The following is a 25,402-nucleotide window of genomic DNA, read 5'->3' on the forward strand; positions in this document are numbered from 1 at the left end:
TGTGCAGGTGATGCTGGAGATCAATCCCAGCGCTGCAGCACCAGGGAGGCGTTGGTGCCGCCGAAGCCGAAGCTGTTGCTGAGCACCCGCTCCGGACGCCGCGCCACGGTCTCGCGCAGAATCGGCAGGCCCTCGGCGTTCTCGTCCAGCTCGCTGATGTTGGCGGAGCCGGCCTGGAAGCCGTCGCGCATCATCAGCAGGCAGTAGATCGCCTCCTGCACGCCGGCGGCGCCCAGGCTGTGGCCGGTAAGGCTCTTGGTGGAGCTGATCGACGGTACCTGGTCGCCGAACACTTCCCGAATCGCTTTCAGTTCGGCCACATCCCCCACCGGCGTGCTGGTGCCGTGGGCGTTGATGTAATCGATGTCGCCGTCCACGGTGGCCAGGGCCTGGCGCATGCAGCGGGCCGCGCCTTCACCGTTGGGGGCCACCATGTCGTGGCCGTCGCTGGTGGCGCCGTAGCCGACGATCTCGGCGAGGATATTGGCGCCGCGGGCCTGGGCGTGCTCCAGGGCCTCGACCACCACCATGCCGCCGCCGCCGGCGATCACGAAGCCGTCGCGGTGGGCGTCATAGGCCCGGGACGCGGTTTCCGGGGTGTCGTTGTACTTGGTGGAGAGGGCGCCCATGCCGTCGAACAGGCAGCTCAGGGTCCAGTGCTCCTCCTCGCCGCCACCGGCGAAGATCATGTCCTGCTTGCCCAGCTGAATCTGTTCCACGGCGTTGCCGATGCAGTGGGCGCTGGTGGCGCAGGCGCTGGCGATGGAGTAGTTGACGCCCTTGATCTTGAACGGGGTGGCCAGGCAGGCGGACACCGTGCTGGCCATTACCCGCGGCACCATATAAGGGCCGACGCGTTTGACGCCACGGCTGCGGGCGATGTCGGCGGCTTCCACCTGGTTCTGGGAGGAATGGCCGCCGGAGCCGGCGATCAGACCCACCCGTTCATGGCTGATCTGGTCCGCGTCCAGGCCGGCGTCGGCGATGGCTTTCTGCATCGCCACGTAGGCGTAGGCGGCCGCGTCGCCCATGAAGCGGCGGGCTTTGCGGTCGATGTGCTCTTCCAGGTCGATCTCCGGCGTGCCGGCCACCTGGCTGCGCATGCCGATTTCCTTGTAGGCTTCCTTGAAGCGGATGCCCGGGCGGCTTTCCCGCAGGGCCCGGGATACGGTATCGGCATCGTTGCCCAGGCAGGAAACAATGCCCATGCCGGTAATCACAACGCGTCGCATACTAGTGCTCCATCAAGATAATAGGGTCGTCTTCAACGCCGGGGCGCTCAGAAACCTTCCGTCGAAGTGAACAGGCCCACCCGCAGGTCGTCCGCCTGGTAAATGTCGTTACCGTCCACGGACACGGTGGCGTCGGCGATGCCCATGGTCAGCTTGCGGGCGATCACTCGTTTGATATCGATCCGGTAGGTGAGCTTCTTGGCGGTGGGCAGCACCTGGCCGGAAAACTTCACCTGGCCCACGCCCAGGGCGCGGCCGCGACCGGGGTTGCCCAGCCAGCCCAGGAAAAAGCCCAGCAACTGCCAGGTGGCGTCCAGGCCCAGGCAGCCCGGCATCACCGGGTCGCTTTCAAAGTGACATTGGAAGAACCAAAGGTCCGGGTTGATGTCCAACTCGGCCACGATCTCACCCTTACCGTAGCGGCCGCCGGTGTCGGCGATGTGGACGATGCGGTCCATCATCAGCATGTTGGGCAGGGGCAGGCGGGCATTGCCGGGGCCGAACAGCTCCCCGTGGGCGCAGGCGAGCAGATCCTCGTAGGAATAAGAGGGCTTTCTCTCGGCCTTGATGGCGTTTGTGTTGCTGTCGTTAGCGTTCGGGCTCAAACCGTTGACTCCAGATAGATCGGGTCGGCAGCGGATGGCCCCCGGCGGGACCCTCGCGAACCGGGTGATAAGTATAGATAAGCCGGATGACTCTTAGTTTACACCGTGTCGACCTTTCACGAATTTGACATGGTAGCAGAGCGCTTTCTCCCCGTACGAACGGCAAGCGTCTCAAAATATGTCCATATCCCCGGTCTGGATCAAAGGTCTGTCCGTTTCGGACAAAGGCCGGTCATTGGCGGACTTTCCGGGGGTGTCTGAACACTTGCAAAGCGGTCATCATCTGCGATGATGCGCGCGCACATGAGCCGGAGGTACAAGTGGCGGCGGAAATCGGACATCTCTCCCTGTGGGTGGCCATGGCGACGGCCCTGGTGCTGGCGGTGTTTCCCCTGATCGGCGTTTATCGCCGGGTGGAAGCCTGGCAGCGCTACGCGCGTCCCCTGGCCTGGCTGCAATGGCTGGCGCTGACGGTGTCCATCGTCGCCCTGGGCTATTGTTTCTATATCGATGACTTCTCGATCACCTATGTGGCCAACCACAGCAATTCCGAATTGCCGCTGGGCTACCGGCTGTCGGCGATCTGGGGCGGCCACGAGGGCTCGTTGCTGCTGTGGGCCTGGATGCTGGGGGGCTGGAGCGCCCTGGTCGGCCTGTTCAGCCGCCGGGTGCCGCTGGATATGGTGGTGCGGGTGCTGTCGGTGATGGGCATGATCGCGGTGGGCTTTCTGGCCTTCATGCTGTTCACCTCCAACCCCTTCGACCGCACGCTGCCCTGGTTCCCCATCGACGGCGTGGACCTCAATCCGCTGCTGCAGGACCCGGGCCTGATCGTGCACCCGCCCATGCTGTATATGGGCTACGTGGGCTTCTCGGTGGCCTTCGCCTTCGCCGTGGCCGGCCTGCTGGCCGGCAATCTGGACCCGGCCTGGGCGCGCTGGGCGCGGCCCTGGACCACGGTGGCCTGGTGCTTCCTCACGGTCGGTATCGCGCTGGGTTCCTGGTGGGCCTATTACGAGCTGGGCTGGGGCGGCTGGTGGTTCTGGGACCCGGTGGAGAACGCCTCCCTGATGCCGTGGCTGGCGGGCACCGCCCTGATCCATTCCCTGGCGGTGAGTGAAAAGCGCAACCTGTTCCGTGCCTGGACCGTGCTGCTTGCCATCGTCGCCTTCTCGCTGAGTCTGCTGGGCACTTTCCTGGTGCGCTCCGGGGTGCTCACCTCGGTGCACGCCTTCGCCAACGATCCCAGCCGGGGCGCCTTTATCCTCGGCTTCCTGGTGGTGGTGGCCGGCGGCGCGCTGACCCTGTTCGCCCTGCGCGCCGGGCAACTGGAAGGGAAGGGCGGCTTCAAGGGCCTGTCCCGGGAAACCTTCCTGCTGGGCAATAATTTGCTGCTGCTGATCGCCGCCTCGGCGGTGCTGATGGGCACCCTCTATCCGCTGCTGGGCGAGGCTCTGGATATGAAGGTGTCGATCCGCAGCCCCTACTTCAACAGCTTCTTCGTGCCCCTGGCCATGCTGCTGATGGTGCTGCTGGTGCCCGGGGTGATGAGCAACTGGAAACGCCAGGACGGCGCGCCGCTGTTGCGCCGCCTGGTGTGGCTGGCGCCGGCGGCCCTGGTGGCCGGCTGGCTGGCCGCGCGGCTGCCCGGCCCGACCCCCTGGGTGGGCGTGCTGGCAATTATGTTGTGTCTGTTCGTGGTGTTCTCCCATGTGGAGGACCTGGTGCGCCGGGCGCGGGCCTACGACCGTGGTCTGGCGGCCGGCCTGGGCAAGCTGGGCCGGGGCTATTACGGCATGGTGCTGGCCCACTGCGGCCTGGCGGTGCTGGTGGCCGGGGTCACCGTGGTCAGCTATCACGAAGTGGAACGGGACGTGCGCATGGCGCCCGGTGACGTGGCCGAGGTGGGCGGCTATCGGTTCGAGTTCGACCAGATGAGCGCCTACCGGGGCCCCAACTTCGATTCCCGGAAGGGGCACTTCGTGGTCAGCCGGGACGGCCGCACCGTCACCGAAATGAACCCGGAGAAGCGCACCTACCGGGCCAGCGGCCAGGTGATGACCGAGGCGGCCATCGACGGCCGTGTGATGCGCGACCTCTACGTGGCGCTGGGCGAGCCCCTGGAGGGCGACGCCTGGGCGGTGCGCATCTACTACAAGCCGATGGTGCGCTGGATCTGGCTGGGGGCGCTGATCATGGCCCTGGGCGGCGCCCTGGCGCTCACCGATGCGCGCTATCGCAAGAAGATCGGCCGCCGCGACGAGGAGCCGGCCTATGAGTAACAAGAACACGGGCCTGTGGGTGTTCGTGCCGCTGGTCGGCTTCGTGGCGCTGGCGATCCTGCTGGCCAGCGGCCTGGGGCGCAATCCGGAGGAGCTGCCGTCGGCGCTGGCCGGCAAACCGGTGCCGGCGTTCTCCAAACCGTCGCTGATTTCCGGCGAGACCCTCACCGAGGAGCGGCTCACCGGGCAATGGCAATTGCTCAACGTCTGGGGCACCTGGTGCCCGACCTGCTACGTGGAGCACCCCTATCTGCTGGAGCTGGCGCAGCGGGGCGTGCCCATCGTCGGCATGGACTACAAGGACGAGGACGACAAGGCCCGGGACTATCTGGCCCGTTACGGTAATCCGTTCACCGAGGTGATCGTCGACGCCGACGGGCAGCTGGGCCTGGATCTGGGCGTGTACGGCGCCCCGGAAACCTTCCTGATCAATCCCCGTGGCGAGATCGTGCTGCGCCACGTGGGCGAGATGAACCCGCGCGCCTGGGACGAGAAATTCGCCCCGGTGCTGCACCAGGCGGGCAACCCCCTGGGAGGCCCGCGATGATCCGCGTATTCCCCGCCCTGTCGCTGGTGCTGTGCGCGCTGCTGCTGGCCTCGCCGCTGCGGGCCGCCATCGATCTCTATCAGTTCGACAACACCGAGCAGCAGGACCGCTTCCACCGGCTCACCGAGGAACTGCGCTGCCCCAAGTGTCAGAACCAGAGCATCGCCGACTCCGACGCGGAGATCGCCCGGGACATGCGCGAGCGCACCGCCCGCATGATTCGCGAAGGGCGCAGCGACCAGGAAGTGGTGAATTTCTTCGTCGACCGTTACGGCGATTTCGTCAGTTATCGGCCGCCGGTCAATGAACGCACCGTCATTCTCTGGATGGGACCGCTGGGGCTGCTGCTGCTCGGGGTCCTGGCCATTGTTCTGCTGGTACGTCGCGCCAGCCGCCGTGCCGAGCTGGAGGAGGACGACCAGCCATGACCGTTTTCGTGATTCTGCCGTTGGTACTGGTGCTGGCGGTCCTGGTGGTGTTCTTGCTGTGGCGGCGGGAAAGCCGCCGGGCCGGCGCGCCCACGCCCTGGAGCGGGCTGGCCCTGCCGTTGCTGGTGGTGGCCCTGGCCGGGCTCGGTTATCTGACCCTGGGCCTGCACCCGGAGACCCTGGGCTGGCTGTCGGAACAGCGCCGTTACGACGCGGTGGCCGAGCGGGTGATTCGCGGCGAGGCCCCCGGCGTGGAGGACCGCGACATTTCCGCCCAGGCCCTGACCCGGGTACTGCAGGCCAAGGTGGTGCGCGACCCGACGCTGCCGGGCTGGTACACCCTGGGCCTGCTCTACGATCAGCTGGGCGCCCCGGCCCAGGCCCAGGAGGCGGCCCGCCGCGCCCTGGCGCTGGATCCGGACGACGACGGTGCCCGGCTGCTGCTGGCGCGGGGATTGATCGCCCAGAATCAGGGCCGCCTCAACGACGAGGCCGACGCCCAGATCCGCCGCGTGCTGGAGGCCAACCCGCGCCACGACGGGGCACTGATGTTGCGCGCCATGGCCGCCACCGAGGCGCGCCGGTTTGATCTGGCCGCCGAAGCCTGGCGGGCGCTGCTGGTGCGTCACGGCGACGGCGAGGCCGGTAACCTGATCCGCCAGGGGCTGGCCCGGGCGGAAGCCCAGCAACAGCGCGGCGCGCGGCTGGATAATCTGACCTTCACCGTGCGCGCGCCGGATCTGCCCGACGGCGGCACCCTGTTCGTGTTCCTGCGCCCGGAAGGGGGCAGTGGTCAGCCGTTGGCGGCCCGGCGCGTGCTGGTGGAATCCTTCCCGGTCACGGTGACCCTGCGCGCCGGTGACTGGCTGCAGAACTACCCGGAAAAACCGGACACGCTGAGGGTGGCCGCCCGCTACACGCCGGCCCCGGGTTCCAGCGTGGAACAGGCCCGCCTGGGCAGTGAACCGCAGCCCCTGGACCTGGACGCGCGGCCGGCCGCGATCATCGACCTGGGTCCCTGAGTGGTCGTCCGAGCTTGTACCGTGGTGACCCGCACGGTACAGTTGCCCCCCTTTGGAAGGCTCTCTTCCTTCCTCGTCTTGGCAAATCGGAGATTCCTATGCGTGTCATCCTGCTTGGCGCGCCCGGTGCGGGTAAGGGCACCCAGGCGCAGTTCATCAAGGACGAGTTTTCCATTCCCCAGATTTCCACCGGGGACATGCTGCGCGCCGCGGTGAAAGCGGGCACGCCCCTGGGCCTGGAAGCGAAAAAAGTCATGGACGCCGGCGGCCTGGTCTCCGATGACATCATTCTCGGCCTGGTGAAGGAACGCATCGCCCAGGACGACTGCAAGAACGGCTTTCTGTTCGACGGTTTTCCGCGCACCATTCCCCAGGCCCAGGCGCTGGTGGATCAGAACATCAATATCGACTTCGTGGTCGAAATCGACGTGGACGATGAAGAGATCATCGAACGTCTGAGCGGCCGCCGGGTGCATCCGGCTTCCGGCCGCGTTTATCACATCAAGCACAACCCGCCCAAGGTCGAGGGCAAGGACGACGAGACCGGCGACGAGCTGGTGCAGCGCGACGACGACAAGGAAGCCACCGTGCGCAAGCGTCTGGAGGTCTACCAGGAGCAGACCCGCCCGCTGGTGGATTTCTACAAGAAGATCGCCGACAGCGGCGAGCCCAACGCGCCTACCTATGTGCGCGTGGCCGGCGTCGGCGGCGTCGACGACATTCGCCAGCGCATCATGGCCAAGCTCAAAGGGTGACGCCGCGCCCCGCACGGGGTGACGAGGCTACCGCGAAAAGGGGAAGCGCAAGCTTCCCCTTTTTTTATCGGGGTACGGGCCCGGCGCGGCTCGGATCCACCGCGCTCTTGGGACAATATTTTTTAGCCGCTAAAATGCCGCTCACTCTCCGTTGACCCGGGCTCGGGTTTGATCCCCGCGCCGAGGAGGAAAGCTATGACCGCACCGAAGACCGCCATCGTTCTGATCAACCTGGGCACGCCGGATGCCCCGACGCCGCGTGCCGTGCGCGCCTATCTCAAGGAGTTCCTGTCCGATCCGAGGGTGGTGGAGGCGCCGCGCTGGCTGTGGTTCTGGGTCCTGCGCCTGTTCGTGCTGCCGTTCCGGCCGCGCCGGGTGGCCCGGCTGTACGCCTCGGTATGGAACCAGGACTCGCCGATCCGGGAGATCACCGAACAGCAGACCCGGGCACTGGGGGAACGGCTGGGCGTGCCGGTGCATTACGCCATGCGCTACGGTCGCCCGGCGATGCGCCCGCTGCTCGATAAGCTGGCCGACGAGGGCCACGACCAGCTGGTGATCCTGCCGCTGTACCCGCAGTACTCCGGCAGCACCACCGGTGCCGTGGCCGACGTGATCGCGGAGTGGATGCACGGCCGACGGGAGCTGCCCGGCCTGACCCTGATCCGCGATTACTGGGAACACCCGGCCTGGGTGGACGCCATGGCCACCAGCATCCGTACCTTCCGGGAACAGCACGGCGACGCCGACAAGCTGGTGTTTTCCTTCCATGGCATTCCCAAGGAATACGAAGACAAGGGCGACCGTTACGGGGAACGCTGCCGCCGCTCCGCGCAGCTGATCGCGCAACACCTGTCGCTGGCCGATGACGAGTGGGCGATTACCTTCCAGTCACGATTCGGGCCCAAGGAATGGCTGCAGCCCTACACCGACAAAAGTCTGGAAGCCTGGGCGGGGCAGGGTGTCCGTTCGGTGCAGCTGGTTTGCCCGGGCTTCTCCGCCGACTGCCTGGAAACCCTGGAAGAAATCGACGCGGAAAATCGCGAAGTGTTTCTGTCCGCCGGCGGAGAACGTTTTCAATACATTCCCGCGCTGAACGCCGATCCGGTACACATCGACGCGCTGGCGCGCATCGTTCGGGAGGTCCTGCCGTAATCGTTCCGGTGTCGGAAAAACACAAAGGAAAACCGGAAAGCCCGCGGACTTTTTTATTTTTTACTTTGCTGGCCCGTCTCCTGGTCAAATAATGTACCAACGTAATTTTTTTTGTGCTACTTTCCGACTGTCGCAGAAAAACGACGTCATAGATTAGGAGATCGATCATGGCCCGAGCAGCAAAAAAAGCCGCGAGCAAACGCGCCACGCGCAAGACCACAAGTAAAAAGACTACCGCTCGCAAAACCCCCGCCGCCAAGACCGCGGCCAAGAAAACCACCGCCAAGGCACCGGCCGTTCCCAAGTCGGTCAGCAACGCCGAATCCAAGTTCAAGCTTCAGGAGAAGGCGGTAACCCAGGCGGAGAAAAAAGTTGCCCAGGCGGAAGCCCGTCTGGAACGCCAGAAGAAAAAGGTCGACACCGAAGACGGCAAGCTCGGCAAGCTGCGTACCGACCTGGCTGCTCGCCGTGACAAAGCCAAGAAGAACGCCACCGCCGCCGCCAAGCGCGCCGTGGACACCGCCCGTGGAAAAATGAACACCCAGCGGCTCAAGCTGCAGGATCTGCGTGGCGAAACCAAAGTGATCCGCGCCGAGATCCAGGCCGCCAAGAAAGTGGTCACCCGGGAGAAGAAAAAGCTGCGCACCGCCCAGCGGAATCTCTCCACCAAGATGCGTGACTACGAGCGCAAGCTGGCCAAGAAAGCCAAGGTAGCGCAGAAGAAAGCCGAACAGAAAGCCAAGACCGCCGCCCGCAAGGCCGCCGCCAAGAAGAAGAGCGCGGCGAAGAAGGGCAGCGCCAGAAAGAGCACGGCCAGGAAAAGCACCGCCTCCAAGGGCGCGGCGAAGAAAAGCGCGGCCAAGAGCACCGCCAGAAAGAGCACCGCCAAGAAGAGCACGGCGAGAAAGACCGCCGCTCGCAAGACCACGGCGCGTAAGAGCACCGCCCGCAAGACGCCGGCCCGCAAGACGCCGGCCCGCAAGACCGCCGCCCGTAAGCGTCCGGCGGCCAAGAAGAGCACCGCCAGCAACGCCGGTGGCACCAACGGCAACACCGGCACGCAAAGCTGAACGGTCCCCGTGACCGGTCCCGCCGCCACCGCCCCCGCAGCCCGGGGGCGGTGGCGTTTCCGGGGTCCGGAACCCGCCCATAAAAGGTGTTGATAATAATTCGCATTAGGGTTAGCCTGTTTCCCGAGATTGAGGAGTAGGCGTAGCCATGTACGTATGTCTCTGCAACGGCATCACTGACAGCCAAATACGGGAAGCAGCCGAAAGCGGTTGCGACAGCCTGCGTGATCTTCGTCGGGAACTTGGGGTTGGCAGTCAGTGTGCTAAATGTGCGCGGCACGCCCGTCAGGTATTGCGTGAGACCCGTAGCGCTCTGCCGGCGGCCTCTTCTCTCTCCGCCAGCCTGGGTGAAGTCGTACAGTTCTGGCCAAGGACCGCCTGACCGTACCGCACTTCGGAACCTCCCGGGCCCCCGGCCGCCCAGCCAGGCAAAGTCCCTTCAGGGGCCGCGCCAAGCCAGGGACGGGACCGCGGCGGATCGTTCAAAGACTGATTCTCATTTCCATAACTACTTGTATTCCCTGAACTTTTTTGTCGCCGACCCTTGTCGGGGGTGGTCTATTGCACAACAATAGGCGCCATCGCACCCCGGCACCGGAGACACGGCATGAAAGGCGACAAGAAAGTCATCGAACACCTCAACCGGGCCTTGGGCAACGAGCTCATCGCCATCAACCAGTATTTCCTTCACGCCAAGATGTACAAGGACTGGGGCCTCCACGCCCTGTACGAGAAGGAATACCACGAGTCCATCGACGAGATGAAACACGCTGACTGGCTGGTGGAGCGCATCCTGTTCCTGGAAGGCATCCCGAATCTTCAGGACCTGGGCAAGCTGATGATCGGCGAAAACGCCCGTGAAATGATCGAATGCGACCTCAAGCTCGAGCACATGGCGCTGCCCGACCTGCGCGACGGCATGGAATACTGCGAATCCGTCCGCGACTACGTCTCCCGGGACCTGCTGCGCCGCATCCTCGAATCCGAGGAAGAGCACATCGACTGGCTGGAAACCCAGATCGAGCTGATTGACAAGGTGGGCATCGAGAATTACCTGCAAAAACAAATGGAAACCGCCGACGACTGAACGGAAATTCCGACTGTTTGCGCAAGAATTCACCGCCCCCGGCTTGACTCCCCCCGGCCCATTGGGAATAATGCGCGCCTCTTGACGGCCAACGCCGACAAGCCCGCACCGGTAGCTCAGTTGGATAGAGCATCTGGCTACGAACCAGGAGGTCGGGGGTTCGAATCCTCCCCGGTGCGCCATCTGAAATGAAAAGGGCCCCGCTTCAAAGAAGCGGGGCCCTTTTCATTTCAGATGCCATACCGGGGCGGTATTTAGAGAACCCCCCAGGGTTCGACCAGCCGGCCCCCCGGGCCGGCGCAGGACGCCGCCGCCACGCGGCGGCGCCCCGAAGGGGTGAGCCCGGGCCCAAAGGCCCGGGCGAATCAATCCTCCCCGGTGCCCCTCTACCCCGAACCACTCCCATCTCAGCCCAAGACTCCCCATCTAGCCAAGCCAGGCGAGCGAAGCAAAGCCTGGCGCCCCGACTCTCAGCTCTCTTACCCCAACGCCCAGTCCCACCCCCGTCCCAACGCCCATCGCGGCTAAAGCCGCTCCTACAAAGACAAACAACAACGCCCCCCAAGCCAGGCGAGCGAAGCAAAGCCTGGCGCCCCCGAATTTTACAAGCCGCCAAAGAAACCATCCGCTACCCTGTCCCCTCCAAGAACCACCGCCAGATCACAGGACCGGACCCCCATGCACCCCCAATGGCTCCCCCGCCTCAACGCGCTCCTCTACCGCCTGCGCCACCTCTGGGCGGTGGGCAGTTTCTCCCTGGGCCTGGCGAGCTATTTTCTGGTCGAACGCAAACCCTGGCTGGCGGCGGTCCTCACCGCCATCCTGGTGGGGACCTGGCTGGTGCTGCTCACCGAAAACTTCTGGCTGCGCCGGTTTCGCGGCACCGGCATGGAACCGCTGGCCCAGGGCGCCCTCAAGCTGATGCTGCAGGGCGTGCATCAGGAGGCGTTCTTCTTCAGCCTGCCGTTCGTGATCCTGCAGTGGTCCGGCGGCGCCGAATATTTTCTGTTCACCGGTCTGGTGGCGGCCGCCGCCCTGGTCAGTATCGTCGACCCGCTGTACTTCCGGCTGGCGTCGCACCGGGCGGTGTACTTCGGCTTTCACGCCTGGGCGCTGTTCGTGGCGCTGCTGGTGCTGTTGCCGCTGATCTTCAAATGGCCCACCAACTTCGCCCTGGACGGCGCCGCCTTGCTTACCGCCCTGTTCGCGCTGCCCAGTTTCTGGCGGGTGGGCGGCCCACGGCCGGCCTACCGCTGGGCGATTCTGGTGGGGGTGTCCGTGGCGATCGCCACGGTGCCGGTGTGGGGCGCCCGGCTGGTGCCGCCGCTGACCCTGTCCCTGGAAGAGCGGGCCATGGCGGTGAGCATCAATCGCAGCAGCCGCGAACCGCTGGTCACCGGCCGCACCTTCCGGGCCTCGGAGCTGGGCGACGGGTTGTACGCCTACACCGCCATCCGCGCGCCCCTGGGGCTGGGGCAGGAGGTCAGCCATTACTGGTTCCACGACGGCAAGCTGGTGGACCGCATCGGCCTGCACCTCACCGGCGGTCGCCGGGAGGGGTACCGCACCTGGTCTCACAAGGCCCATCTGCCGGCACCGGCGGTGGGCGATTGGCGGGTGGAGGTGCGCACCGACAAGAACCAGATCGTCGGCGTGCTGCGCTTCACGGTGATCCCGGACTAACCCCGCTTCCGGGGTATGACAAATCGCCCCACCCCCCGGGTTGCGCCTTGACGGCGGCGGGGTGGCGGCGCAACCTTGGCGCCGCGATCCGGGCCGGCGCGGGCCGGCCGCTCCCGGAAAGGCCCCTTGATGCTGCACACCCTGTCCGGCGCGTTGACGCCCTACATTTTTTCGCCGATCACCGTGCTGTTGTTCCTGGTGGCGGTGACTGCCTACCTGGTCGGCTGGCGCCGGCTGGCGGCCCATGGCCGGGCGCCGTCCGGCTGGCGCACCCTGTCGTTTTTCCTCGGCGTGCTGCTGTGCTACACGGTGATGCACACCCAGTTCGACTACTACTCGCGCTACATGTTTTTCGTGCATCGGGCGCAGCATCTGGTGCTGCATCACCTGGGCGCCTTTCTGATCGCCCTGGCCAACCCGCTGCCGGTGCTGGCCGCCTGCGCCGGTGAACGACGCTTCCCGCGTCTGGCGGCGGCGTTCCGGCCGGTGCGCCGGGTGCTGTTCGATCCACTGGTGGCCACGGTGCTGTTCGTGGGGCTGATCTTTTTCTGGCTGACCCCTTCGATTCACTTCGACGCCATGCTCAGCCTGCGACTTTACGAACTGATGAACTGGTCGATGCTGGTGGACGGGGTGATCTTCTGGCTGGTGATCCTGGATCCCCGCGACCCGGACCGGGCCGGCACCTCGCGCTTCGGCGTGCGCTTTCTGATGCTGGTGGCGGCCCTGTTTCCGCAGATTCTGCTGGGGGCCTACATCACCTTCGCGGACGCCGGTCTCTACGACGTGTACGCCATCTGCGGCCGGGCCTTCGCGATCGACCCGGCCACCGATCAGGTGTTGGGCGGCATTCTCACCTGGATCCCCGCCGCCATGATGACCATCATCGGCGCCCTGGTGGTGCTGCGTTTGTATCTGCGTGACGACAGTAAAAAAGGAGGCTGACATGGTCCGGAAACTGAGTGCGGCGCTGTTGGCCGCCAGCCTGTTTTGGCTGGCCGGTTGCGGTTCCTCGGACGTGAGTTTCAACGGCAAGGACATCACCGGGCTGATGCCCGATCTGGCGTTTTCGCTGACCGGCGCCGAGGGCGAGAAGGTGACCGAGGCGCGTTATCAGGGCGAGGCGGTGGTGCTGTTTTTCGGCTATACCCATTGCCCGGATTTCTGCCCGACCACGCTGACGGCGCTGGCCCAGGCGCTCAACAAGCTGTCCGATCAGGAGCGCGAGCAGCTGCGGGTGCTGTTCGTGAGCGTGGACCCGGAGCGGGACACGCCGGAGTTGCTGGCGAAGTACACCGCCTACTTCAGTCCCCGGGTGGACGGGCTGACCGGCGATCAGGAGGCGTTGCGGGCGCTGACCAAGCGATACCGCACCACCTACAGCTATGAGGAGCCGGACAAGAACGGCAATTATCTGGTGAACCACGGGCTGGCCATGTACGGATTTGATCGGCACGGGAAGGTGCGGCTGTTCATGCGTAATGATCAGCCGGTGGATCAGATTGCCGAGGATTTGCGGGCGCTGGTCTCGATTCAATGACGGGCAGGCTCTCCAGCCGGGGCGCGACTCCGCCTGGAGGCCCTTCCGGGAACGCTGTGAACCCGTCGCTGGGTGCTCCCTTTCGAACGTCCTGTTCTCAAGGGTCCCGGAAGGGCCTCCAGGCGGAGCCACTCGGAGCGGGGCTCCGCGCGTTGGGGGGTTAGGAAAGTCAGCCGGCGCGGAGGCGTTTGGCGGCTTGCACCATGTTGGCCAGGGCGCCTTCGGTTTCCTCCCATTTGCGGGTCTTGAGGCCGCAGTCCGGGTTCACCCAGAGCCGTTCCCTGGGCAGGCGGTGGGCGGCTTTTTCCATCAGTCGTACCATCCAGTCCACGTCCGGTTGGTTGGGGGAGTGGATGTCGTAGACCCCGGGGCCGATGTCATTGGGGTACTGGAAGGTTTCGAAGGCTTCCAGCAGTTCCATGTTGGAGCGTGAGGTCTCGATGGTGATCACGTCCGCGTCCATGGCGGCGATCGCCTCGATGATGTCGTTGAACTCCGAATAGCACATGTGGGTGTGGATCTGGGTTTCGTCGGCGACGCCCACGGTGGCCAGGCGGAAGCAGTCCACCGCCCAGTCCAGATAGGCGCGCCAGTCGCTTTGTCGCAGGGGCAGGCCTTCGCGGAACGCCGGTTCGTCGATCTGGATGACGCCGATGCCGGCGGCTTCCAGGTCCTGGACCTCGTCACGCAGGGCCAGGGCGATTTGCCGGCAGGTGGTTTCACGGGGCTGGTCGTCGCGCACGAAGGACCACTGCAGAATCGTCACCGGGCCGGTGAGCATGCCCTTCACCGGCTTGTCGGTGAGCGATTGGGCGAAGCGGGCCCAGTCCACGGTCATGGCGTGGGGGCGGCTCACGTCACCGAAGATCACCGGCGGCTTCACGCAGCGTGAGCCGTAGCTTTGCACCCAGCCGAAGCGGGTAAAGGCAAAGCCCTCCAGCAGTTCACCGAAGTATTCCACCATGTCGTTGCGTTCCGCTTCGCCGTGCACCAGCACGTCCAGGTCGACCTGTTCCTGGTAGCGGATGGCGCGGGTGATTTCCTGCTTCATCTGGTCCAGGTAGCCGGCCTCGTCCAGTTTGCCGGCTTTCCAGTCGCGGCGGGCGGCGCGGATCTCCGGGGTCTGCGGGAAGGAGCCGATGGTGGTGGTGGGGAAGGCGGGCAGCTTGAGCGCCGCCTGCTGTTTGCCGATGCGCTCGGCGAACGGGCTCAGACGGTCGCGGGACACCTCGCCGGCGGCGGCCAGGCGCTCGCCCACGGCGGTGTTATGGATGCGCGGGGAGGCGGCGCGGGCGGCCAGTGCCTGACGCTGGGCGGCCAGGGCGGCGTCGTCGGCGTGGCCGTCCAGGGCGTCGCCGAGCAGCTTCAGCTCGCCGAGTTTCTGTTTGGCGAAGCTCAGCCAGCTTTTCAATTCGGCGTCGAGCTTGTCTTCCTGGTCCAGGTCCACCGGTGTGTGCAGCAGCGAGCAGGACGGCGCCAGCCACAGTGAGTCGCCGAGCTGTTCCTTGAGCGGCTTGAGGGTGTCCAGCAGGGCATCCAGGTCGGCGCGCCAGATATTGCGGCCGTCGATCACCCCCAGGGAAAGGATCTTGTCGCCCAGGCGCGGCAGGATCCGGGCCAGGTCGTCCTGGCCACGCACCCGGTCCAGGTGCAGGCCGGCCACCGGCAGGGCCAGGGCGGTGAACAGGTTGTCGCCCAGGCTTTCGAAGTAGGTGGCGAGCAGCAGCTTCACGGCGGCGGCGCCGGTGAGCTGGTCGTAGACGCGCAGGTAGGCGCGCTGCCAGGCGTCCGGCAGATCCAGGCAGAGAATCGGTTCGTCGATCTGCACCCAGGTGACGCCCTGGTCCGCGAAGCGTTGCAGAATCCGCTTGTAGACCGGAATCAGGCGGTCCAGCAGGTCCAGCTTGCCGGTGTCGCCGTTGGCCTCGAACGCCTCGCCCTTGGACAGCCACAGGTAGGTGAGCGGGCCGGGGATCACCGGTTTGGCGTCGTGGCCCAGGGCGCGGGCCTCGTCGATCTGCTCGAACAGGGTGTCCCGGGCGATGCGGAAGCGCTGGTCCGCGCTCAGTTCCGGCACGATGTAGTGGTAGTTGGTATCGAACCACTTGGTCATTTCGCAGGCCGCCGCCGGTTGGCCGGTGGGCGCCCGGCCCCGGGCCATGCGGAACAGGGTGTCCAGGTCCACCGGCCGGTCATCGGCCTGGCCGAAGCGGCCCGGTACCACGCCCAGCAGGCAGGAGAACTCCAGAATCTGGTCGTACCAGGCGAAGTCGCCCACCGGCACCAGCGACACGCCGGCCTCCGCCTGCAGGGCCCAGTGCCGTTCTCGCAGGCTGCGGCCCACGTGTTCCAGTTCGCTTTGCTGCAGGGTGCCGGCCCAGTAGGCCTCCTGCGCCTGTTTCAATTCCCGGCGGGCGCCGATGCGGGGGAAGCCGAGAGTGTGCAAGGTGGTCATGGTGTGTCCTTTCCGTCGCCGTGGCGTTCAATGCAAAGAGGGCTATTGTGGCGAGGGGGTGACTTGAGACAAAATCAAATATCTAATCATGACTATGAGGACGTCTCATGTTGCTGGAGCTGCGCCATCTCAACACCCTGCTCGCCATCGACGAGGCGGGCAGTCTGGTGGAGGCGGCGGAGCGGCTGCACGTGACCCAGTCGGCCCTGTCCCACCAGCTCAAGGATCTGGAGCACCGGCTGGCGGTGTCGTTGATCGTGCGCCGCACCCGGCCGATCCGCTTCACCCCCGCCGGCGCCCGCCTGCTGGCGCTGGCCCGGGACATCCTGCCGCGGGTGAAGCGCACGGAAACCGAGCTGCGCCGTCTGGCGGCCGGGCGCAGCGGCCGGCTGCACATCGCCATCGAGTGCCATTCCTGCTTTCAGTGGTTGATGCCGGCGCTGGACCGGTTCCGGGAGGCCTGGCCGGAGGTGGAGCTGGATCTGTCCGCGGCGTTCAGTTTCACGCCGCAGAGCGCGCTGGTGCGCGGGGATCTGGATATGGTGATCACCTCCGACCCGGTGGACAACGAGGCGGTGCGCTACCTGCCGCTGTTCCGTTACGAGCTGGTGCTGGCGGTGGCGCGGGGTTCGGCGCTGGCCCGGCAGCGCTTCGTGGCGGCGTCGGCGCTGAGCGACCAGAGGCTGATCACCTATCCGGTGGAGCATGAACGGCTGGACGTGTTCACCGCCTTTCTCGATCCCGCCGGCGTGGCGCCGGCCTCGGTGCGCACCGCCGAGCTGACGCCGATGATGGTGCAGCTGGTGGCCGCCGGCCGCGGGGTGGCCGCCTTGCCCAACTGGGCGCTGACCGAGTATCTGGATCTGAAGCTGGTGGAGGCGGTGCGGCTGGGCGAGGCGGGGGTCTGGCGGACGCTTTACGCGGCGGTGCGCGACGGTGACGAATCGGTACCGTACGTCCAGGAGTTCATGGACACCGCCCGGGACCTCTGCTTCCAGAACCTGTCCGGGATCCGCCGGGCGGACTGACGCCGCCGCTCAGGACGGCGGCTGGCGGGGTTGCAGCGGCGCCACCCAGTAATGCTGCTTGTGGCCGCGCCGCTGGTAACGCTGACACTCCCGGTCGGCCTGCTGCCGGGAGTGAAAACGGCTCACCACGAACACATTGCCGTGGTCGTCCTGTCGCCACAGCACGTACTGGGTATTAGCCGCGGCCATGCTTACCCATGCCCACCCTGACCAACGCCCGGTATCACCACCGGCAAAAGGGCGTGCGGCTGAGCGCGCTGTTGTAGAAGCGCGGATCGTCGGTGACCTCCTCGCCCAGCCAGTCCGGGCGCGGCACGCTCTGGTCCTCGTGGCGCAGCTCGATCTCCGCCACGACCAGGCCCTGGTTGTCACCGTGAAAGACGTCCACCTCCCATTCCAGGCCCGCGCCGTCCATCGCCGACCCGGCCGGCAGCCGGTAGCGGGTCTTGTCGATCACGCCCTCGGCGCACATCTCCGCCAGAATGGCCCGGGCGTCGTCCACCGGAATCGGGTACTCGAACTCACAGCGGCGGGCGCCCCGGGTCTCCCCCTTGAGGGTGAGCCAGGCCCGCTGATCCTCGATGCGTACCCGCACGGTGGCCCGCCGGTCGTGGCTCAGATAGCCCTGGATCAGCCGCTCACCCTGCCGGCCTTCGAGAAAGCCAGTGTCGGTGACGCGGAATTTGCGCTCGATTTCCACGCCCATCAGGTTCCCTCCCGGTGCCTTCGATCAGCCTTGCGCGGGTGCCGGGGCATCGGGCACCAGATCGCGGTTGCGTTTCAGCTCGTCCACCGGGAAGCCTTTTTCGCGGGCCACGTCCACCAGGGCCTGATACTGGTCTTCCGGCAGCCTCGGCTGGCGGGCCAGAATCCACAGGTAGTCGCGGCTGGGGCCGCCCACCACCACGGTCTGGTAATCGTCGTCCAGGGCCAGCACCCAGTAGTTGCCCTCGGCCAGCCACGGCAGCAGGTTGGAGAACCAGTTGTCGAAGCGCACTTTCAATTTGGCGTCGCCGCTGCCCTCGATGGCGCGGGCGCTGCCGGTGGCTTCGCTGGGGCCGTCCTCGCGCTGGCAGCGGTTGATCACGCCGATGCGGTGCGGCGATTCCACCGTGTAGGTGGCGGTGGAGTTGTAGCAGCCGCGCTGGAACCATTGTGGCAGACGGGCGATCTCGTACCAGGTGCCGCTGTAGCGCTCCAGATCGACCCGTTCCACGGTGGTCAGGGGCGGTTCGCCCACGCCGCTGGCGCAGCCGGTCAGGGCGGTGACGGCCAGCAGGGGCAGGGCGGCGAGCTTGAGAGTCCGAAAGGGCATGTCGTTTCCTTGCGACGTTGAGAAAAAGGGGGCCCACAGTCTAGGGCCTGTTCACACTACTTGCATCGCGCCTGTTGCGTCTATGAATCCACCGATGCAAGGAGTGTGAACAGGCCCCGGCCCCATTGCACCGCCGCCGTCCGGTCCCGGCCCGCCGGGCCGGTGTTCGGTACGGTCGTCCCCCACCGTTTTCGCCGTGCTACAATGCCGCGCGAATTGAAGGGCCGCGCGAATTGAGAGCTCCGGGTGAATCCGGTGCCGCGCCGATTGCCGGAGGTTGGGATTATCACTGGGCCACGTCTCACAGTGCGCCGTTTGAGCTGCGAGCGCGACGACCGGATGCTGTTCCGGGAGCTGGCGTTTTCCGCCGGCGACGGCGAGATCTGGCAGATCACCGGGGCCAACGGCGCCGGCAAGACCACGCTGCTGCGCATTCTGGTGGGCCTGCACGGCTTCTTCGAGGGGGAGGTGCGCTGGCGTGAGCCGCTGGCGCCCTCCCTGCTTTATCTGGGCCACCAGCCGGGCGTTCGCGAGGAACTCTCCGCCCGGGAAAACCTCCGATACAGCCAGGCGCTGAGCGGCCAGGCCGGCGATCCGGACGCGGCCCTGGACGCGGTGGGCCTGTACGGCTTCGAGGACGTGCCCGCCGGCCGTCTGTCCGCCGGGCAGAAGCGGCGCATCGCCCTGGCCCGGCTGTGGCTGGCGCCCAAGCCGGTGTGGGTGCTGGACGAACCCTTCACCGCCATCGACCAGGACGGCGTGGCGCGCCTGGACGCGCGCCTGCGGCAGGCCGCCGCCGCCGGCACCCTGGTGCTGTACACCTCCCACCACCGGGTGGGCGACGACGTGCGCCGGCTGCATCTGGGTGATGCCGGAGGGACGCCGTGAGCGGCGTCTGGTGGGCGGCGCTGCGCCGCGAGCTGACCCTGATCTGGCGGGCGCCGGCGGACATGGCGCAGCCGCTGTTCTTCTTCGTGGTGGTGGTCAGTCTGTTCCCGCTGGGGCTGTCGCCGAAACCGGAATTGCTGGCTCTGGTGGCCCCCGGCGCGGTCTGGGTGGCGGCGCTGCTGGCGGTGATGCTGTCCCTGGACGGCCTGTTCCGCCGCGACCAGGAAAGCGGCGCCCTGGACCAGATGCTCACGGCCCCCGTGCTATCGGTGGTGCCGGTGTCCGCCAAACTGCTGGCCCACTGGCTGCTCACCGGCCTGCCGCTGGCTCTGATGGCGCCGCTGCTGGGCTACATGATGCAGCTGCCGGTGGCGGTGCTGGGCACGCTGATGGTGAGCGTGCTGCTGGGCACCCCCACGCTCACGGTGGTGGGCGCCATTGGCGCCGCGCTCACGGTGGGGCTCAATCGCGGCGGTATTCTGCTGGCGGTGCTGGTGCTGCCGCTGTACATCCCGGTGCTGGTGTTCGGCGCCGGCGTGGTGCGCACCGCCCAGGACGGCCTGCCCACGGACGGTCTGCTGGCGGTGCTGGGCGCGATTCTGGCGCTGGCGCTGAGTCTCGGGCCGCTGGCGGTGGCCCTGGGCCTGCGCATCAGCGCCGGGGATTAGCGCCCTGCGGGCGCGATACAGGATGCAGGTGACAGGATGAAAGAACACGCGCCCCTGTATCCTGCATCCTGAATCCTGTATCGAACGAAGTGATGGTCGGTTATGTGGAAAACAATTAAACGCTGGTACCACCAACTGGGCTCGCCGGTCTATTTCTACCGCTTCAGCAGCGCGGTGCTGCCGTGGCTGTTGCCGATTTCGCTGGTGGTGCTGGCGGTGGGCCTGGCCTGGGGCCTGGCCTGGGCGCCGGTGGAGCGTTACCAGGGCGACAGCTACCGCATCATCTATATCCACGTACCGGCCTCCAGCGGCGCCCTGATGGGCTACATCGCCATGGGCGTGGCCGGGTTGGTGGCGCTGGTCTGGCGCATGAAAATGGCCGAGGTGATGCTCAAGGCCCTGGCGCCGTTCGGCGCGGTGCTGGCGGCGGTGTCCCTGGTCACCGGCGCGCTGTGGGGCAAGCCCACCTGGGGCACCTACTGGCAGTGGGACGCGCGCATGACCTCCATGCTGATCCTGCTGTTTCTGTATCTGGGCATCATCGCCCTGCAAAGCGCCATCCGCGACCCCCGCCAGGCGGCCCGGGCGGCTTCCCTGCTGGCCATGGTGGGGGTGATCAACGTGGTGATCGTCAAGTATTCGGTGGAGTGGCTGCAGACCCTGCACCAGGGCTCCACCCTCAAGGTGATCGGTGAGTCGTCCATCGACGACGCCATGAAGTGGCCGCTGCTGATCAGCATGCTGGGGCTGTGGCTGCTGTACGCTGCCAACGTGCTGATGCGTGCGCGCACCGAGGTGCTCAATCGCGAACGGCGCGCCGGCTGGGTGCGCAAACTCGTGAACCGGCCCTGAGGAGTTCGACCGCATGTACTTCGACAGCTTCGCCGACTTTCTGGCCATGGGCGACCACGGCTTCTTCGTCTGGAGCGCCTACGGCATCAGCGCGCTTCTGATCATCGGCAATATGTTGCTGGCCTGGCGCCAACAGGGACGGGTGCGCGCCGAACTGGCCCGGCGCGCGCGGCGCGAGGCCCGCGATGGGACCACCGTTTCTGGGAGCTCTGATGAATCCGGTTCGTAAACAACGTCTGATCCTGGTGCTGGCGATTCTGGCCGGCCTGGCCGTGGCCGTGGGCCTGGCGGTGTACGCCCTGCGCCAGAACATCAACCTGTTCTATACGCCCCAGCAGGTGGTCTCCGGGGAAGCACCGGTGGACACCAAGATGCGCGTGGGCGGCCTGGTGGTGGACGGCTCGGTACGCCGCAATCCGGAGACCCTGGACGTGACCTTCGCGGTCACCGACGGCAAGGGCACCTTCGACATCCATTACCGGGGCATCCTGCCGGACCTGTTCCGGGAAGGGCAGGGCATCGTCGCCAACGGCACCCTGATCAGCCGCGACCGCTTCGAAGCCGAGGAAGTGCTGGCCAAGCACGATGAAACCTACATGCCGCCGGAGGTGCAGGATGCCCTGGAGAAGGCCGGTCACCCCGGCGGCGCCGGCAAGGCCGGGTCCGGCTCCGATGATTCCGAAGGTTATTCCCGGGGTTACTCCGAGAGCTATTCCAGCGACCGCCCGGCGGACTGACGGCGGCTGGCCGCCGGGCCCCGGCGGCCCGGCGCGAAAAAGATTGTCCGCCGTGGCGGGGCTGACATACAGTGCGCCGATAACCATCCACTCTTGACCGTTCGGGGCCCCATGAGTCAGGTCATCATTCTCGTCGACGATCCGGCCGACTGGGCCGCTTACTACCCCACCCGCCATTTGCTGTCCGCCCGCGACTATCTGCAGGCGGCCTCGCCGGTGTGCACCGACAAAAAGGTGCAGGTGATCAACCTTTGCCGGGCCTACAAGTATCTGTCGCCGGGCTACTACTGCTCGCTGCTGGCGGAAGCCCGCGGTCAGCGGGTGATGCCGTCGGTGCGCACGGTCAACGATCTCAGCCGCAAGGCCCTGTACGGCCTGCATTTCGGCAGCTTCGAGCAGGCCCTGGACCGGGCCATGAAGAAGCAGGGCGACGACGCCACCCGCCTGACCCTGACCCTGTACTTCGGGCACACCGAGCAGGAAGGGCTGGCGGAGCTGGGCCGGCAGATCTTCGATCAGCTGCCGTGCCCGATCCTGCGCGTGGCGTTCCGGCGCCGCGACGACGAATGGACCCTGGAGTCGATCCGCACCGTCAGCCTCAAGCAGCTCAAGAACAGCGAAGAAGACCTGTTCGCCCGCGCCCTGGAGCAGTTCAACGCCCGGGTCTGGCGCAATCCGCGCCGCCGCCGTGGCGACCGCTATGAGCTGGCCATGCTGGTGGATGAGCAGGAGGCCCTGCCGCCCAGCAACCGCACCGCGCTGAAGCGCTTTATCAAGGCCGGCCGTGAACTGGGCATCAAGGTGGACCCCATTGGCCGCGACGACTACGCCCGGCTGGGCGAATACGACGGCCTGTTTATCCGCGAGACCACCGGCATCGACCATCACACCTATCAGTTCGCCCGCAAGGCGGAACAGGAAGGCATGGTGGTGATCGACGACCCCGGCTCGATCCTGCGCTGCACCAACAAGATCTATCTGGCCGAACTGATGCAGGCCAACAAGGTGCCGGTGCCGCCCACCGCCTTCGTGTTCGACGATTCGGACGCCCAGGTGGACCGGCTGATCGAGGAGCTGGGCCTGCCCATGGTGCTGAAAATTCCGGACGGCAGTTTCTCCCGGGGCATCAGCAAGGTGGCCGACCGGGACGGTCTGCGGCAGGCGCTGGGCGAGCATCTCAAGCAATCGTCGGTGGTGCTGGCCCAGGCGTTCATGTACACCGACTACGACTGGCGCATCGGCGTGCTCAATCACCGCCCGCTGTTCGCCTGCCAGTATTTCATGAGCAAGGGCCACTGGCAGATCTATCACCACAAGGCCGGCGGCAAGACCACCTCCGGCGGCTTCCGCAGCCTGGCGGTCCGTGACGTGCCGCCCAAGGTGCTGCGCACCGCCCTGAAGGCGGCGCGCATGATGGGCAACGGCCTGTACGGCGTGGACCTGAAGCAGTCCGGCGACGAGGTGGTGGTGATCGAGGTCAACGACAACCCGAACGTGGACGCCGGCGTCGAGGACCTGTGGCTGGGCGAGGATCTGTACCGGCAGATCATGCTCGAGTTTCTGCGCCGGCTGGAAGCCAAACGGCTGGGCCTGCCGCTGTTCTGATCCGGCCGTCATCGAGGGATGTGATGCGACGCTTTCTGCTCCGTCGGGCGATCCGCGCCTGGTTCGCCGACGGTGACATCGACCGGGCCACCGCCGAACGGTTGCTGGCCCGTTACGGGGCCGGCCTGGATGACCCGGCGCCCTCCGCCCGGGGGCTGGTGGTGGCCCTGGCCGGGCTGTTTCTGGGTCTGGCCCTGTTGCTGGTGGTGTCGGCCAATTGGCAGAGCCTGCCCCGGGAGCTGCGTCTCGCCGGTCTGATGTTGCTTACCGCCACGCTCAATGGCGTGGGCGTGGCGCGCTACCTGCGCCAGGGGGCCGGCGCCTTCTGGCTGTTGCTGGGCGGCTTCGCCTACGGGGCCTCGATCATGCTGATCGGCCAGATGTACCACCTGGGCGAGCACTACGCCGGTGGCCTCCTACTGTGGGCATTGGGTCTGCTGGCGCCGGCGCTGCTCACCCGGGGCCGGCTGTTGGCGCTGCTGATGCTGGTGGTGGCCGGCTTCTGGATGGTCGCCCACCACCGTTACGGCTGGCCGCTGTGGATGCCCCTGTTCCTGCCCGCCGCCTTCCTGGTGGCCCGCTACCGCGACAGCGCGGTGCTGACCCTGGCCAGCCTGGCCACCACCGCCCTGTGGCTCAACCTGATGCTCACCTGGGTGTATGCCACCGACTTTGGCCCGGAGGCCGCCGAAGGGCTGCTCAGCTTCAATCTGGCGCTGCTGGTGCTGGCCCTGGCGCTGGCGGGTCGGCCGGGCTGGTTCGGCGCCGCCGGGCACGGGCTGTCGGTGTGGGTGCCCCGGCTGACGCTGGCCATGCTGATGCCGTTCACCTTCGTGGACGTGTGGCGCCGTTATCTGGCGCTGGCCTGGACCTGGATGGACCCGGGCCTGTGGGCGGGCCTGGCGGTGCTGGTGGTGGCCGCCTTGATGGGGCGGCCGCTGCTGGCCACGGTCACCGCCGTGGCGCTGGTGGGGGTGCACACCGGCGGCCTGCCGGACCAGGCCTGGCTGTGGGCGGTGGCGGTGAATCTGCTGGTGCTGGTGCTGGCCCTGTGGTGGCTGCGCCGTGGCCTGCGGGACGGTGAGGCCGGGCTGTTCTTTACCGGTCTGGGCGCGATTCTGCTGGTGGCCCTGCTGCGTTATCTGGACCTGATCGGCGGTTACCTGGGTGCCGCCGCCCTGTTCGCCGGCATGGCCTGCCTGTTGTTGCTGGCGGCGTTTTACTGGCGCCGGCGGGAGGCACGACCATGAAGCGCGGGTTGAATCGGTCGTTGGTGAAAGGCGGTCTGATTCTGGCGGTGCTGGCGCAGCTGGCGGTGCTCGGCGGCCTGTTCGTCTACAGCCAGTACCCGCTGTGGGTGGGGCGCGAGGTGCGCGTGGCCACCCTGCCGGTGGACCCCCGGGACCTGTTCCGCGGGCAGTATGTGCGGCTCGACTACGGCTTCAGCCGGTTGCCGATTCCGGATATGGAGCTGCCACGGGGCGGCGACGACGTCTATGTGCCGCTGGAGCGGGACGGGGACCTGTGGCGGGCGGGCCGGGCGCAACTGCGGCCGCCGGCGCGGCCACCGTTTCTGCACGGCACCATCCTGCGGGTGGCCGGCGGTGAAATGGTGGTGCGCTATGGCATCGAGGCCTGGTTCGCGCCGCGGGACGAGGCCCTGCGGCTGGAAACCCGGCTGCGCGACGGCGGCGTGGCGCGCCTCAAGGTGGCGGCGGACGGCCGCGCCGCGCTGGTGGCGGTGGAAGCGCCCTGAGGGCGCTCAGCCCAGCACTTTCTTCAGAAAGCCACTTTCCTTCTCGATGGTTTGCTTGAACGGTTCCAGGTCGTGGATGCGGTCGGTGTGCGCGGCCAGATTCGGGTGCCGGGCGGCGTCCGGGCGCTCGCCGCCATGGGCGAAGTTGACCAGCTGGCTGGCCACCGCGATGTCGGCGATGGTCAGCCGGTCACCGACCAGGTATTCCTTGCCGTCCAGTTCCTTTTCCAGGTAGTCGAGCAGGGGCGGGATGGTGGTGTCCAGGGCCTTCTGGCATTCCTGCTCGTTGCAGGCCTGGCCGATCAGCCGCTTGACCACCCGGTTGCGGAACACCATGAAGGTGCACTGGGGGCCCATTTCGTAATCGGCGAATTTTTCGAACCAGAGGGCGCGGGCGTACTCGTAGGCATCGTCCGGGTACAGGGCCGGCTCCGGCTGGATGCGCTCCAGATAGGCGCAGATCACGGCGGAGTCCGCCAGAAAGCGGCCGTCCACTTCCAGGGCGGGAATGCGGCCCAGCGGGCTGATCTTTTCGTAGCCTTCCGGTTTGTTGTTCGGGTCCACCATCACCGATTCGTAGTCCAGGCCCTTCAGGGCCAGCACCATGCGGGTTTTGCGGACATAGGGCGACAGAATGGCGCCGTAGAGTTTCATGGTCATGGGCTGCTCTCTCTGCAAAGGGTGCAACAGGG

At 66.5% G+C, this 25,402-nt stretch carries 28 protein-coding genes and 1 tRNA gene; 22 read left to right on the forward strand and 7 right to left on the reverse strand.

Annotated features, from left to right (window positions below):
* Positions 1-20 precede the first annotated feature (20 nt).
* Both fabB and fabA read right to left on the reverse strand, forming a co-directional pair.
* Positions 21-1,232 (reverse strand): beta-ketoacyl-ACP synthase I, encoded by a 1,212-nt coding sequence (gene fabB, locus IM760_RS11390; protein WP_204429344.1) that lies wholly within the window; start codon positions 1,230-1,232, stop codon positions 21-23.
* Positions 1,233-1,279: 47 nt separating this feature from the next.
* A complete protein-coding gene (fabA, locus tag IM760_RS11395; RefSeq protein ID WP_204429527.1) occupies positions 1,280-1,801 on the reverse strand; it encodes a 3-hydroxyacyl-[acyl-carrier-protein] dehydratase FabA in 522 nt (173 codons plus the stop codon).
* Positions 1,802-2,157: 356 nt separating this feature from the next.
* Here fabA and IM760_RS11400 point away from each other — a divergent pair, with 356 nt between their 5' ends.
* The 13 genes from IM760_RS11400 to IM760_RS11460 all read left to right on the forward strand — a co-directional run bounded on the left by IM760_RS11400 (position 2,158) and on the right by IM760_RS11460 (position 13,406).
* Positions 2,158-4,119 carry a heme lyase CcmF/NrfE family subunit gene (locus IM760_RS11400; protein ID WP_204429352.1) on the forward strand — a complete coding sequence of 654 codons (1,962 nt, stop codon included), beginning with the start codon at positions 2,158-2,160 and terminating at the stop codon, positions 4,117-4,119.
* A complete protein-coding gene (locus IM760_RS11405) occupies positions 4,112-4,666 on the forward strand; it encodes a DsbE family thiol:disulfide interchange protein (protein WP_204429355.1) in 555 nt (184 codons plus the stop codon). The genes IM760_RS11400 and IM760_RS11405 overlap by 8 nt, the downstream gene beginning before the upstream one ends.
* On the forward strand, positions 4,663-5,094 hold the full coding sequence (locus IM760_RS11410; RefSeq protein ID WP_204429357.1) for a cytochrome c-type biogenesis protein: 432 nt from the start codon (positions 4,663-4,665) through the stop codon (positions 5,092-5,094). The genes IM760_RS11405 and IM760_RS11410 overlap by 4 nt, the downstream gene beginning before the upstream one ends.
* Positions 5,091-6,116, forward strand: a complete 1,026-nt coding sequence (locus tag IM760_RS11415; RefSeq protein ID WP_228233283.1) for a tetratricopeptide repeat protein — start codon at positions 5,091-5,093, stop codon at positions 6,114-6,116. Before IM760_RS11410 ends, IM760_RS11415 begins: the two co-directional genes overlap by 4 nt.
* A 98-nt stretch (positions 6,117-6,214) precedes the next feature.
* A complete protein-coding gene (gene adk / locus IM760_RS11420; protein WP_204429359.1) occupies positions 6,215-6,871 on the forward strand; it encodes an adenylate kinase in 657 nt (218 codons plus the stop codon).
* Between the two features lie 195 nt (positions 6,872-7,066).
* Positions 7,067-8,026 (forward strand): ferrochelatase, encoded by a 960-nt coding sequence (hemH, locus tag IM760_RS11425; protein ID WP_204429361.1) that lies wholly within the window; start codon positions 7,067-7,069, stop codon positions 8,024-8,026.
* 167 nt (positions 8,027-8,193) lie between these two features.
* On the forward strand, positions 8,194-9,096 hold the full coding sequence (locus tag IM760_RS11430) for a hypothetical protein (protein WP_204429363.1): 903 nt from the start codon (positions 8,194-8,196) through the stop codon (positions 9,094-9,096).
* A gap of 148 nt (positions 9,097-9,244) precedes the next feature.
* A complete protein-coding gene (locus IM760_RS11435; RefSeq protein WP_204429365.1) occupies positions 9,245-9,478 on the forward strand; it encodes a bacterioferritin-associated ferredoxin in 234 nt (77 codons plus the stop codon).
* Positions 9,479-9,703: 225 nt separating this feature from the next.
* A complete protein-coding gene (gene bfr / locus IM760_RS11440; RefSeq protein ID WP_204429373.1) occupies positions 9,704-10,183 on the forward strand; it encodes a bacterioferritin in 480 nt (159 codons plus the stop codon).
* Between the two features lie 105 nt (positions 10,184-10,288).
* A tRNA-Arg gene (locus IM760_RS11445) sits at positions 10,289-10,365 on the forward strand.
* 496 nt (positions 10,366-10,861) lie between these two features.
* The gene (locus tag IM760_RS11450) at positions 10,862-11,866 is read left to right on the forward strand and encodes a DUF5924 family protein (protein WP_204429375.1); all 1,005 of its coding nucleotides are present in this window, start codon (positions 10,862-10,864) and stop codon (positions 11,864-11,866) included.
* A gap of 129 nt (positions 11,867-11,995) precedes the next feature.
* Positions 11,996-12,811, forward strand: coding sequence for a cytochrome c oxidase assembly protein (locus tag IM760_RS11455; protein ID WP_239549776.1), 816 nt, complete (start codon positions 11,996-11,998; stop codon positions 12,809-12,811).
* Between the two features lies 1 nt (position 12,812).
* Positions 12,813-13,406: an SCO family protein gene (locus IM760_RS11460; RefSeq protein WP_204429378.1), complete on the forward strand. Its 594-nt coding sequence runs from the start codon at positions 12,813-12,815 to the stop codon at positions 13,404-13,406.
* Positions 13,407-13,575: 169 nt separating this feature from the next.
* On the opposite strand, the gene metE is transcribed toward IM760_RS11460, so the two are convergent.
* Positions 13,576-15,861, reverse strand: coding sequence for a 5-methyltetrahydropteroyltriglutamate--homocysteine S-methyltransferase (gene metE, locus IM760_RS11465; protein ID WP_204429380.1), 2,286 nt, complete (start codon positions 15,859-15,861; stop codon positions 13,576-13,578).
* 110 nt (positions 15,862-15,971) lie between these two features.
* Between metE and IM760_RS11470 the strand changes: the two genes are divergently transcribed.
* Entirely contained in the window at positions 15,972-16,889 is a 918-nt protein-coding gene (locus IM760_RS11470; RefSeq protein ID WP_204429531.1) for a LysR family transcriptional regulator, read from the forward strand.
* Between the two features lie 9 nt (positions 16,890-16,898).
* Here the strand turns inward: IM760_RS11470 and IM760_RS11475 are convergent, their stop codons facing one another.
* From IM760_RS11475 to IM760_RS11485, 3 genes are read right to left on the reverse strand one after another with little or no spacing between them, the layout of a single operon-like run.
* Positions 16,899-17,078: a hypothetical protein gene (locus IM760_RS11475; protein WP_204429388.1), complete on the reverse strand. Its 180-nt coding sequence runs from the start codon at positions 17,076-17,078 to the stop codon at positions 16,899-16,901.
* 34 nt (positions 17,079-17,112) lie between these two features.
* Positions 17,113-17,595 carry a CYTH domain-containing protein gene (locus IM760_RS11480; RefSeq protein ID WP_204429390.1) on the reverse strand — a complete coding sequence of 161 codons (483 nt, stop codon included), beginning with the start codon at positions 17,593-17,595 and terminating at the stop codon, positions 17,113-17,115.
* A 24-nt stretch (positions 17,596-17,619) separates the two neighbouring features.
* Positions 17,620-18,204, reverse strand: a complete 585-nt coding sequence (locus IM760_RS11485; protein ID WP_204429392.1) for a lipocalin family protein — start codon at positions 18,202-18,204, stop codon at positions 17,620-17,622.
* A gap of 285 nt (positions 18,205-18,489) precedes the next feature.
* Between IM760_RS11485 and ccmA the strand changes: the two genes are divergently transcribed.
* The 8 genes from ccmA to IM760_RS11525 all read left to right on the forward strand — a co-directional run bounded on the left by ccmA (position 18,490) and on the right by IM760_RS11525 (position 24,710).
* Positions 18,490-19,092 (forward strand): cytochrome c biogenesis heme-transporting ATPase CcmA, encoded by a 603-nt coding sequence (gene ccmA / locus IM760_RS11490; protein ID WP_338021395.1) that lies wholly within the window; start codon positions 18,490-18,492, stop codon positions 19,090-19,092.
* Positions 19,089-19,760 (forward strand): heme exporter protein CcmB, encoded by a 672-nt coding sequence (gene ccmB / locus IM760_RS11495; protein ID WP_204429394.1) that lies wholly within the window; start codon positions 19,089-19,091, stop codon positions 19,758-19,760. Before ccmA ends, ccmB begins: the two co-directional genes overlap by 4 nt.
* Positions 19,761-19,862: 102 nt before the next feature.
* Positions 19,863-20,612 carry a heme ABC transporter permease CcmC gene (gene ccmC / locus IM760_RS11500; protein ID WP_204429396.1) on the forward strand — a complete coding sequence of 250 codons (750 nt, stop codon included), beginning with the start codon at positions 19,863-19,865 and terminating at the stop codon, positions 20,610-20,612.
* Between the two features lie 13 nt (positions 20,613-20,625).
* Positions 20,626-20,841: a heme exporter protein CcmD gene (gene ccmD / locus IM760_RS11505; protein ID WP_204429403.1), complete on the forward strand. Its 216-nt coding sequence runs from the start codon at positions 20,626-20,628 to the stop codon at positions 20,839-20,841.
* On the forward strand, positions 20,825-21,349 hold the full coding sequence (ccmE, locus tag IM760_RS11510; protein ID WP_204429405.1) for a cytochrome c maturation protein CcmE: 525 nt from the start codon (positions 20,825-20,827) through the stop codon (positions 21,347-21,349). Before ccmD ends, ccmE begins: the two co-directional genes overlap by 17 nt.
* A 111-nt stretch (positions 21,350-21,460) precedes the next feature.
* Positions 21,461-22,954 (forward strand): RimK family protein, encoded by a 1,494-nt coding sequence (locus IM760_RS11515; RefSeq protein WP_204429407.1) that lies wholly within the window; start codon positions 21,461-21,463, stop codon positions 22,952-22,954.
* A gap of 23 nt (positions 22,955-22,977) precedes the next feature.
* Positions 22,978-24,204, forward strand: coding sequence for a DUF2157 domain-containing protein (locus IM760_RS11520; RefSeq protein ID WP_204429409.1), 1,227 nt, complete (start codon positions 22,978-22,980; stop codon positions 24,202-24,204).
* Positions 24,201-24,710 carry a GDYXXLXY domain-containing protein gene (locus IM760_RS11525; protein WP_204429411.1) on the forward strand — a complete coding sequence of 170 codons (510 nt, stop codon included), beginning with the start codon at positions 24,201-24,203 and terminating at the stop codon, positions 24,708-24,710. Before IM760_RS11520 ends, IM760_RS11525 begins: the two co-directional genes overlap by 4 nt.
* Positions 24,711-24,716: 6 nt before the next feature.
* Here IM760_RS11525 and IM760_RS11530 read toward each other — a convergent pair whose 3' ends face one another.
* Complete coding sequence (locus IM760_RS11530; protein WP_204429413.1) at positions 24,717-25,370, reverse strand: glutathione S-transferase family protein; 654 nt, start codon at positions 25,368-25,370, stop codon at positions 24,717-24,719.
* Positions 25,371-25,402 lie beyond the last annotated feature (32 nt).

The sequence above is a fragment of the Alloalcanivorax marinus genome (genome assembly GCF_016906305.1).
Classification (GTDB): Bacteria; Pseudomonadota; Gammaproteobacteria; order Pseudomonadales; family Alcanivoracaceae; genus Alloalcanivorax; species Alloalcanivorax marinus.